At 70.1% G+C, this 9,282-nt stretch carries 7 protein-coding genes; 5 read left to right on the top strand and 2 right to left on the bottom strand.

Features of this window, described 5'->3' with window-relative positions; translation table 11 throughout:
• From sucD to lpdA, 5 genes are all read left to right on the top strand, one after another.
• Nucleotides 1–778: succinate--CoA ligase subunit alpha (gene sucD, locus E1J50_RS16965; RefSeq protein ID WP_132253038.1), on the top strand; the 778-nt coding region annotated here is incomplete at its 5' end.
• 185 nt (nt 779–963) lie between these two features.
• Nucleotides 964–3,948: a 2-oxoglutarate dehydrogenase E1 component gene (locus E1J50_RS16960; protein ID WP_132255023.1), complete on the top strand. Its 2,985-nt coding sequence runs from the start codon at nt 964–966 to the stop codon at nt 3,946–3,948.
• 10 nt (nt 3,949–3,958) lie between these two features.
• Nucleotides 3,959–4,261 (top strand): YciI family protein, encoded by a 303-nt coding sequence (locus E1J50_RS16955; protein ID WP_132255022.1) that lies wholly within the window; start codon nt 3,959–3,961, stop codon nt 4,259–4,261.
• A 52-nt stretch (nt 4,262–4,313) separates the two neighbouring features.
• The gene (odhB, locus tag E1J50_RS16950; RefSeq protein WP_132255021.1) at nt 4,314–5,615 is read left to right on the top strand and encodes a 2-oxoglutarate dehydrogenase complex dihydrolipoyllysine-residue succinyltransferase; all 1,302 of its coding nucleotides are present in this window, start codon (nt 4,314–4,316) and stop codon (nt 5,613–5,615) included.
• A gap of 161 nt (nt 5,616–5,776) precedes the next feature.
• Nucleotides 5,777–7,183: a dihydrolipoyl dehydrogenase gene (gene lpdA / locus E1J50_RS16945; protein ID WP_132255020.1), complete on the top strand. Its 1,407-nt coding sequence runs from the start codon at nt 5,777–5,779 to the stop codon at nt 7,181–7,183.
• 9 nt (nt 7,184–7,192) lie between these two features.
• Here lpdA and E1J50_RS16940 read toward each other — a convergent pair whose 3' ends face one another.
• Nucleotides 7,193–8,065 carry a response regulator gene (locus E1J50_RS16940; protein ID WP_132255019.1) on the bottom strand — a complete coding sequence of 291 codons (873 nt, stop codon included), beginning with the start codon at nt 8,063–8,065 and terminating at the stop codon, nt 7,193–7,195.
• A gap of 177 nt (nt 8,066–8,242) precedes the next feature.
• Complete coding sequence (locus E1J50_RS16935; RefSeq protein WP_132255018.1) at nt 8,243–9,211, bottom strand: tyrosine recombinase XerC; 969 nt, start codon at nt 9,209–9,211, stop codon at nt 8,243–8,245.
• Between the last annotated feature and the right edge of the window lie 71 nt (nt 9,212–9,282).

Below are 9,282 nucleotides of genomic sequence, written 5' to 3'. Positions count from 1 at the left end.
GGGGGGCACGAGCCCGGGCAAGGGCGGCTCGACGCATCTCGGCCTGCCGGTGTTCGACACGGTGGCGGAGGCGCGGGAGGCGACGGGGGCTCAGGCGAGCGTGGTCTACGTGCCGCCGCCGGGCGCGGCGGACGCGATCCTGGAGGCTGTGGCGGCGGAGGTCCCCCTGATCGTGTGCATCACGGAGGGGATCCCGGTGCTCGACATGGTGCGGGTGAAGCGGGCGCTTCTCGGCTCGAAGTCGCGGCTTGTGGGTCCGAACTGCCCCGGGATCGTGACGGCGGGGGAGAGCAAGATCGGGATCATGCCGGCCAACATCTTCCGGCCGGGCAGCGTGGGGATCGTGTCGCGGTCGGGCACGCTGACCTACGAGGCGGTGTTCCAGACGACGACGGCGGGTCTGGGTCAGACGACGGCGGTCGGGATCGGGGGCGATCCGGTCAAGGGGACGGAGTTCATCGACGTTCTGGAGCTGTTTCTGGCGGATCCGAAGACGGAGTCGATCGTGATGATCGGCGAGATCGGGGGCTCGGCGGAGGAGGAGGCGGCGCAGTTCCTGGTGGACGAGGCGCGTCGGGGCCGTCGCAAGCCGATGGTGGGGTTCATCGCGGGCCGGACGGCGCCTCCGGGTCGGCGGATGGGTCATGCGGGGGCGATCATCTCGGGCGGCAAGGGGGGCGCGGAGGACAAGATCGCGGCGATGGAGGCGGCCGGCATCCGGGTCTCGCCCTCGCCCGCCCGCCTCGGATCAACACTCCTCGAACGCCTCAAAGGCTGAGGCCCGGACGGTTCGAGGTCGGAAGGGCGCGGCTGCCCTGCAACCATCGCAGCCGCCATGCCCCCATATGGGCGGCAGATCGTTTCCCCGGCTCCCGAGGGCCGGAGCTCGAAGAACTCTGAAGGGTGATGCCGGGCCGCCCAGGCGCTCCGAGAATCCCCTCCCAACTCCAGGATGGACGGACGATGGCACGTCAGGACGTCAACGAAGCGCTCCTCGAAACCTCGTTCCTCTACGGCGGCAACGCCGCCTACATCGAGGAATTGCAGGCGGCCTTCGCGCGCGACCCGAGCTCGGTCGATCCCGAGTGGCAGGATTTCTTCCGCTCGCTGGGCGAGGACGGCACCCTCGTCGAGAAGAACGCGGCGGGCGCCTCCTGGGAGAAGCCGAACTGGCCCGTGCCGCTGAACGGTGAGATCGTCTCCGCCCTCGACGGCAATTGGGGTGCGCTCGAGAAGGCGATCGGCGACAAGATCGTCGCGCGCGACGCCGGCAAGGAGAAGGGGACCGCGGGCGCCGCCATCGTCGCCAAGACCGGCGTCTCGGTCGAGCAGGCGACCAAGGATTCGGTCCGCGCGATCATGCTGATCCGCGCCTACCGCATGCGCGGCCATCTCCACGCCAAGCTCGATCCCCTCGGCCTCGCCCCGCGCGGCGACCACGAGGAGCTGCACCCGCAGCATTACGGCTTCCAGGAGAGCGATTGGGACCGCCCGATCTTCCTCGATAACGTGCTCGGCCTCGAATTCTCGACGATCCGCGAGATCGTCAAGATCCTGGAGCGCACCTACTGCCAGACGCTCGGCGTCGAATTCATGCACATCTCCGACCCGGCCGAGAAGGCCTGGATCCAGGAGCGCATCGAGGGCAAGGACAAGGAGATCTCGTTCACGCCGGAAGGCCGGCGGGCGATCCTCAACAAGCTGATCGAGGCGGAGGGCTTCGAGAAGTTCCTCGACCTTAAATACACGGGCACCAAGCGCTTCGGCCTCGACGGCTCGGAATCGATGGTCCCGGCGCTGGAGCAGATCATCAAGCGCGGCGGCGCCCTCGGGGTCGAGGAGATCGTGCTGGGCATGGCCCATCGCGGCCGCCTGAACGTGCTGACCAACGTGATGGCCAAGCCCTTCCGGGCTGTCTTCAACGAGTTCAAGGGCGGCTCGTCCTCGCCGGCCGAGGTCGAGGGCTCGGGCGACGTGAAGTACCATCTCGGCGCCTCGTCCGACCGCACCTTCGACGGCAACAACGTCCACCTGTCGCTGACCGCCAACCCCTCCCACCTCGAGATCGTCGATCCGGTGGTGCTGGGCAAGGTGCGCGCCAAGCAGGATCAGCTCGCCAAGCCGAACGTCGACCGCAAGAAGGTGCTGCCCCTCCTCATCCACGGCGACGCGGCCTTCGCGGGGCAGGGCGTGGTGGCCGAGTGCTTCGGCCTGTCGGGCCTGAAGGGCCACCGCACCGGCGGCTCGGTGCACTTCATCATCAACAACCAGATCGGCTTCACCACCGATCCGCGCTTCTCGCGCTCCTCGCCCTACCCCTCGGACGTGGCGAAGATGGTCGAGGCGCCGATCTTCCACTGCAACGGCGACGATCCCGAGGCCGTGACCTTCGCCGCCAAGGTCGCCACCGAGTACCGGCAGAAGTTCGGCAAGCCCGTCGTGGTCGACATGCTCTGCTACCGCCGCTTCGGCCACAACGAGGGCGACGAGCCGGCCTTCACGCAGCCGAAGATGTATCAGCGGATCCGCAAGCATCCGACCGTGCTGGAGACCTACGGCCGCAAGCTCGTCGAGTCGGGCGCTGTCACGCAGGAAGCCCTGGACGCCCGCAAGGCCGAGTTCCGGGGTATGCTCGACAGCGAGCTCGACGTCGCCGGCAACTACAAGGCCAACAAGGCGGATTGGCTCGACGGCCGCTGGTCGGGCTTCAAGGCGGTGCGCGAGGACGTGGACGACCCGCGCCGCGGGCGCACCGGCGTGCCGGCCGAGGCCCTGCGCGAGATCGGCCAGAAGATCACCCAGGCGCCCCCCGGCTTCCACCTCCACCGGACCATCCAGCGCTTCCTCGACAACCGCGCCAAGGCGGTGGAGACGGGGCAGGGCATCGACTGGGCGACCGCCGAGGCTCTGGCCTTCGGCTCGCTGCTCCTCGAAGGCCACCGCGTCCGCCTCTCCGGCCAGGATGTCGAGCGCGGCACCTTCTCGCAGCGCCACGCCGTCGTGATCGACCAGGAGAACGAGCAGCGCTTCACGCCGCTGAACTCGGTGCGCGAGGGGCAGGCGCATCTCGAGGTCATCAATTCGATGCTCTCGGAAGAGGCGGTGCTCGGCTTCGAGTACGGCTACTCGCTGGCCGAGCCGAACGCCCTCGTCCTGTGGGAGGCGCAGTTCGGCGACTTCGCCAACGGCGCCCAGGTCGTCGTCGACCAGTTCATCTCGTCCGGCGAGCGCAAGTGGCTGCGCATGTCAGGCCTCGTGATGCTGCTTCCGCACGGCTACGAGGGGCAGGGGCCGGAACACTCCTCCGCGCGCCTCGAGCGCTACCTGCAGATGTGCGCCGAGGACAACATGCAGGTCGCCAACGTCACGACGCCCTCGAACTACTTCCACATCCTGCGCCGTCAGCTGAAGCGCGACTTCCGCAAGCCGCTCGTGCTGATGACCCCGAAGTCGCTCCTGCGCCACAAGCGGGCGGTCTCGAGCCTCGACGCGATCGCGGAGGGCTCGACCTTCCACCGCATCCTCTGGGACGATGCGGAGCACGAGGAGGGGGGCATCAAGCTCGTCAAGGACGACAAGGTGCGTCGCGTCGTGCTCTGCTCCGGCAAGGTCTATTACGACCTCTACGAGGAGCGCGAGAAGCGGGGCATCACCGACGTCTACCTGATGCGCGTCGAGCAGCTCTACCCGTTCCCGCTCAAGGCCCTCGCCACCGAGATGAGCCGCTTCCGCAACGCGGAGGTGGTCTGGTGCCAGGAGGAGCCCAAGAACATGGGCTCCTGGAGCTTCGTCGAGCCCTATCTCGAATGGGTTCTCGGCCAGGCCGGCGCCTCGGTGAAGCGGGTCCGCTACGTCGGACGTCCGGCCTCGGCCTCGACGGCCGTGGGCCAGATGTCGAAGCATCAGGCGCAGCTCCAGGCCTTCCTCAACGAGGCACTGGCGGTCTGAGCCGACGACGATGGCCTACTTCCTGCTCCGCCTGACGCCGCCCCGGCCGACCTTCCCGTTCGACGCGACGGAGACCGAGAAGGCGCTCTTCGGCGAGCACGCGGCCTACTGGATGGAGCGCGCGGCCGCCGGCGCGGCCATCGCGGTCGGGCCCGTCTTCGAGGCGGCGGGCGCCTGGGGCCTCGCCCTCGTCGAGGCCGAGGACGAGGCCGCCGCGCACGCCCTCGGGGAGGGAGATCCCGTCATCCGGGCGGCGGCCGGGTTCTCCTACGCCGTCTCGGCCGTTCCATCGTTGATCCTGCGGCCCCACTGAGCCCGGCCGCGCACCAGTCAGAGGAGGTCCCCGCAGCGGGGGCATAGAGAGCATGGCAACCGACATCCTCGTCCCGACGCTCGGCGAATCCGTGAGCGAGGCCACGATCGGCCGCTGGTTCAAGAAGCCCGGCGACACGGTGGCGGCCGACGAGCCCCTCGTCGAGCTGGAGACCGACAAGGTCACGCTCGAGGTCAACGCCCCGGCCGCGGGCGAACTCGGCGAGATCCTGGTCCAGGACGGCGAGACGGTGGAGCCGGGCGCGCTCCTCGGCTCGATCGTCGAGGCGGGGGCGGGCGGCGCCAAGGCGCCTGCGAAGCCCGCCCCGAAGGCGGAGGCCAAGGCCCAGAGCCGCAGCGAAACACCCAAGCAGACCGCCGAGGAGGCGCCTGCCAGGGAATCGGCCGCGGCCTACGGCAATCACGGCGAGGCCGCACCGGCGGGGGCGCGGCCTTCCGGCGACCACGGCCCGGCCGTGGCGAAGCTCGCCCGCGAGTCCGGGGTCGACCCGTCGAGCATCAACGGCAGCGGCAAGGACGGCCGCGTAACGAAGGGCGACATGCTGGCGGCGGTGGCCAAGGGCCCCGCCCAGCCGGCCCCCGCGAAGGAGGCGCGGCCCACCCTGCCGCGGGCGCCCTCGGTGCCGGACGACGCGGCGCGCGAGGAGCGCGTGCGCATGACGAAGCTGCGCCAGACCATCGCGCGCCGCCTCAAGGACGCGCAGGACACGGCCGCGATGCTGACGACGTTCAACGACGTCGACATGTCGGCCGTGATGGCGATGCGCGCCCAGTACAAGGACATCTTCGAGAAGAAGCACGGCACGAAGCTCGGCTTCATGGGCTTCTTCACCAAGGCGGTGATCGGCGCGCTGAAGGACGTGCCGGCCGTCAATGCCGAGATCGACGGGCAGGACATCGTCTACAAGAACTACTACCACGTCGGCATCGCGGTCGGCACCGACAAGGGCCTCGTCGTGCCGGTGGTGCGCGACGCGGACGACCTCTCGATCGCCGGTATCGAGAAGAAGATCGCCGGCTTCGGCAAGAAGGCCCGCGAGGGCAAGCTCTCCATCGACGAGATGCAGGGCGGCACCTTCACGATCACCAACGGCGGCATCTACGGCTCGCTGATGTCGACCCCGATCCTCAACGCGCCGCAATCGGGCATCCTCGGCATGCACCGCATCGAGGAGCGCCCGGTGGTCCGCGCCGGCAAGATCGAGGCGCGTCCGATGATGTATCTGGCCCTTTCCTACGACCACCGCATCGTGGACGGGAAGGAGGCCGTGACCTTCCTCGTGCGGGTCAAGGAGGCCCTGGAGGATCCGGCGCGGCTCGTGCTCGACCTGTAATCGCGCTGTCCCGCGAGCCCATCCATCCCTTCGGCGCGCGTTTCCCGGGATCCCGGGGCACGCGCGCCGATCCGGAACACGAGGTGTCCGGCATCGCTGGGCCGCAGGGAGCGCTGCGGCCCGTCGTCGAGCCGAGGATACCGGAAGGAAGACCGCACATCATGAGCAGCTACGATCTCGTCGTCATCGGCACCGGCCCCGGGGGCTATGTCTGCGCCATCCGAGCGGCCCAGCTCGGGCTGAAGACGGCGGTCGTGGAGAAGCGGGCGACCCATGGCGGCACCTGCCTCAATGTCGGCTGCATCCCCTCGAAGGCGCTGCTCCACGCCTCCGAGGCGTTCGAGGAGGCGGGCAAGCACTTCGCCGACCTCGGCGTGATCGTGAGCGAGCCGAAGCTCGATCTCAAAAAGATGATGGCCTTCAAGGACGAGGGGGTCGCGGGCAACACCAAGGGCGTCGAGTTCCTGCTCAAGAAGAACGGCGTCGACAGCTACCGCGGCACCGGCCGGCTCGCCGGTGCCGGCCGCGTCGAGGTGATCGCCGAGGACGGCGGCAACCAGCTCCTCGAGACCCGGAACGTCGTCATCGCCACGGGCTCGGACGTGGCGAAGCTTCCCGGCGTCACGATCGACGAGACGGTCGTCGTCTCCTCCACCGGCGCGCTCGAACTCGGCAGCGTGCCGAAGACGCTCGTCGTCATCGGCGCGGGCGTGATCGGGCTCGAACTCGGCTCGGTCTGGCGCCGCCTCGGCTCCGAGGTCGTGGTGATCGAGTATCTCGACCGCGTGCTGCCGGGCATGGACGGCGAGGTCGGCAAGCAGTTCCAGCGCATCCTCGGGAAGCAGGGCATCACCTTCAAGCTGTCCGCGAAGGTCACCGGCGTCGAGGTGGGCAAGAAGGGCGGCGCCACCGTCACCGTCGAGCCGGCCGCGGGCGGCGAGGCCGAGAAGATCCAGGCCGACGCGGTGCTCGTCGCCATCGGCCGCGTGCCCTACACGGAGGGGCTCGGGCTGGAGACGGTCGGCGTCCAGACCGACAACAAGGGCCGCATCCAGACGGACAGCCAGTACGCGACGAACGTCACCGGCATCTACGCCATCGGCGACGTGATCGCGGGGCCCATGCTTGCCCACAAGGCCGAGGACGAGGGCGTCGCGGTGGCCGAGATCCTGGCCGGCCAGTCGGGCCACGTGAATTACGGGGTGATCCCGAACGTGGTCTACACCTTCCCGGAGGTGGCCTCGGTCGGCAAGACCGAGGAGGAGTTGAAGAAGGACGGCATCCGCTACAACGCGGGCAAGTTCCCGTTCACGGCGAACGGCCGCGCCAAGGTTAACCACACCACGGACGGCTTCGTGAAGATCCTGGCCGATGCCGACACCGACCGGGTGCTCGGCGTCCACATCGTCGGCGCGGATGCGGGCAACCTCATCGCCGAGGTGGCGGTCGCGATGGAGTTCGGCGCGAGCGCGGAGGACGTCGCCCGCACCTGCCACGCCCACCCGACGCTCACCGAGGCGGTCAAGGAGGCGGCGCTCGCCGTCGGCAAGCGCGCGATCCATATCTGAGCGCGGCCCTCAGGCGCTGCGCCGGGCCGGCACGAAGTCGGCGACCCGCAGGAGCGCGGTCGGCGCGGGGGCGGCGGTCTGCGCGTTGAGGAGATAGGGGCGGCGCAGGCCGAGCGCGTGGTGCAGCGCGAGGTCGATGTCGCGCGCGTAGAACGGCATCTTCAGGACGAAGGAGACGCCGAAATAGCGCGCCGCATGGGCGATCGGCTCGGGGTCGCCGCTCGTCATCAGGGTCAGCTGCGTCGGCAGGTTGAGGGGCTGGACCTGGCAGGCGAGTTCGAGCCCGTCGAGGCCCGCGAGGTTCGCGTCGATGAAGGCGAGCGCGTAGGAGCCCATCCGCAGGAGCTTCAGGGCGTGGCGCCCGCTGTCGGTCTCGTCGACGGCGAGGTTGAAGCCGCTGCGGGTCAGAACCCGCCCGATCATGCCGCGCCCGGCCTCGGAGGAGGAGGCCAGCAGCACCGAGGTCGGCTGCCGGCGCCGGGCATTGGCCCCCAGCAGGTTCTCGATATGCTCCGGGTCGAGGGGCGTCTTCAGCACCTCGTAGGCGTTCAGGCTCTGGGCGAGCTCCTGCCATTGCGGGAAGACGCGGGCGGCGACGAGGACCAGGCAGGGAAGGCTGCCGCCGCGCTTGCGCGCGAGGGCGACCGCCTCGGGGCCGCTGAGGCCGTCGAGCTGCAGGCCGACGAAGCCGAGCGCCGGCCGATGGGTCAGGATGGCCTCGATGAGGCCCTCGCCGTCGCTCGCCTCCGCGATCTGCGCCGTCGGGTCGAACCGGCGCACGATGGCGGCGAGGCTCGTCCGGCGGCCCGCATCGGCATCGGCGATGAGGACGGTCGCGGTGCCGGGCTCCGGGGTCCGGAAGGCGGGCAGGGAATCCGGCATGGCTATCCGTCGGTTGCAGGATCGTGACCGGCGGATTGTAGCCCGGCAAAGGTGAGCGGGCTCTTAACTTGAATTTTCGTTGTGCCGGACCGCCTTCGCCACATCAAAAATTCGATGTGGGTGAGGAATAGCAGTTCAGTTTCCCGCGATGGGCGATCACCACAGCGCAATTTTCGGTCAAGGCCGCTGGGCGGCGCGGGGATGGGCCGCGTCGAAGGCGCTCATCAGCCGGGCGGCGTCGAGCTTCGTGTAGAGCTGCGTCGTCGAGAGGGACGCGTGGCCGAGCAGTTCCTGGATCGCGCGCAACTCCCCCTGGCGGGCGAGGAGATGCGTGGCGAAGGAGTGGCGCAGGGCGTGCGGCGTCGCGCTGTCGGGCAGGCCGAGGGCCCCGCGCAGGGAGGCGACGGCGTACTGGATGATCCGCGGCGAGAGCGGGCCGCCGCGCGCGCCGACGAAGAGCGGGTCGTCCGGGTCGAGGCCATAGGGGCAGGCGTCGAGATAGGCCGCCACCGCCTCCGCGACCACGGGCAGGACCGGGACCATCCGCACCTTGCCGCCCTTGCCCGTCACCCTGACGGAGTCGGTTCCGGGCAGGGGCGCGTCCCGGCGCGTGATCCCGAGCGCCTCCGAGATGCGCAGGCCCGCCCCGTACAGCAGCGCCAGCACCGCCGCGTCGCGGGCGAGGATCCAGGGCTCGCGATCCTCCCCGGCCCGCAGCTCGGTCCGGGTCATCGCGCGCGCCGCCGCGACCCCGAGGGGGCGGGGCAGGCGGCGCTCCACCTTGGGCGAGCGCACGGCGCCGAGGGCGGCCACGGTGCCGTGCCCCTCGCGCTCCAGGCAGCGGGCGAAGGAGCGGATGCCCGCCAGCGCCCGCATCAGCGAGCGCCCGCCGATCCCCTCCGCCCGACGCGCCGCCATGAAGGCGCGCACGTCGCGGGGCTTCAGGGCGATGAGGTCCGGGATGCGGGGCGCGCCGCGCCGCCCCTCCAGATGGAGCAGGAACTGGCGCAGGTCGCGCTCGTAGGCCTCGACCGTGTTGCCGGCCATCCGCCGCTCGCGCGCGAGGCCGTCGCTCCAGGCGCGCACGGCCGCCTGCAGGTCCGCGTCTCCCGGCGGCGTCGGGTCGGGGGCGGGGCGTGTCGGCATCGGGCGCGGCCTCGGGACGGTTCACGATTCCCATAGATCGGTCCGGTTGACGCGGGGTTGCCGGCCCGGGG

The organism is Methylobacterium segetis (assembly GCF_004348265.1).
Lineage (GTDB): Bacteria > Pseudomonadota > Alphaproteobacteria > Rhizobiales > Beijerinckiaceae > Methylobacterium > Methylobacterium segetis.
This window is presented reverse-complemented; position numbering and strand designations above follow the sequence as displayed.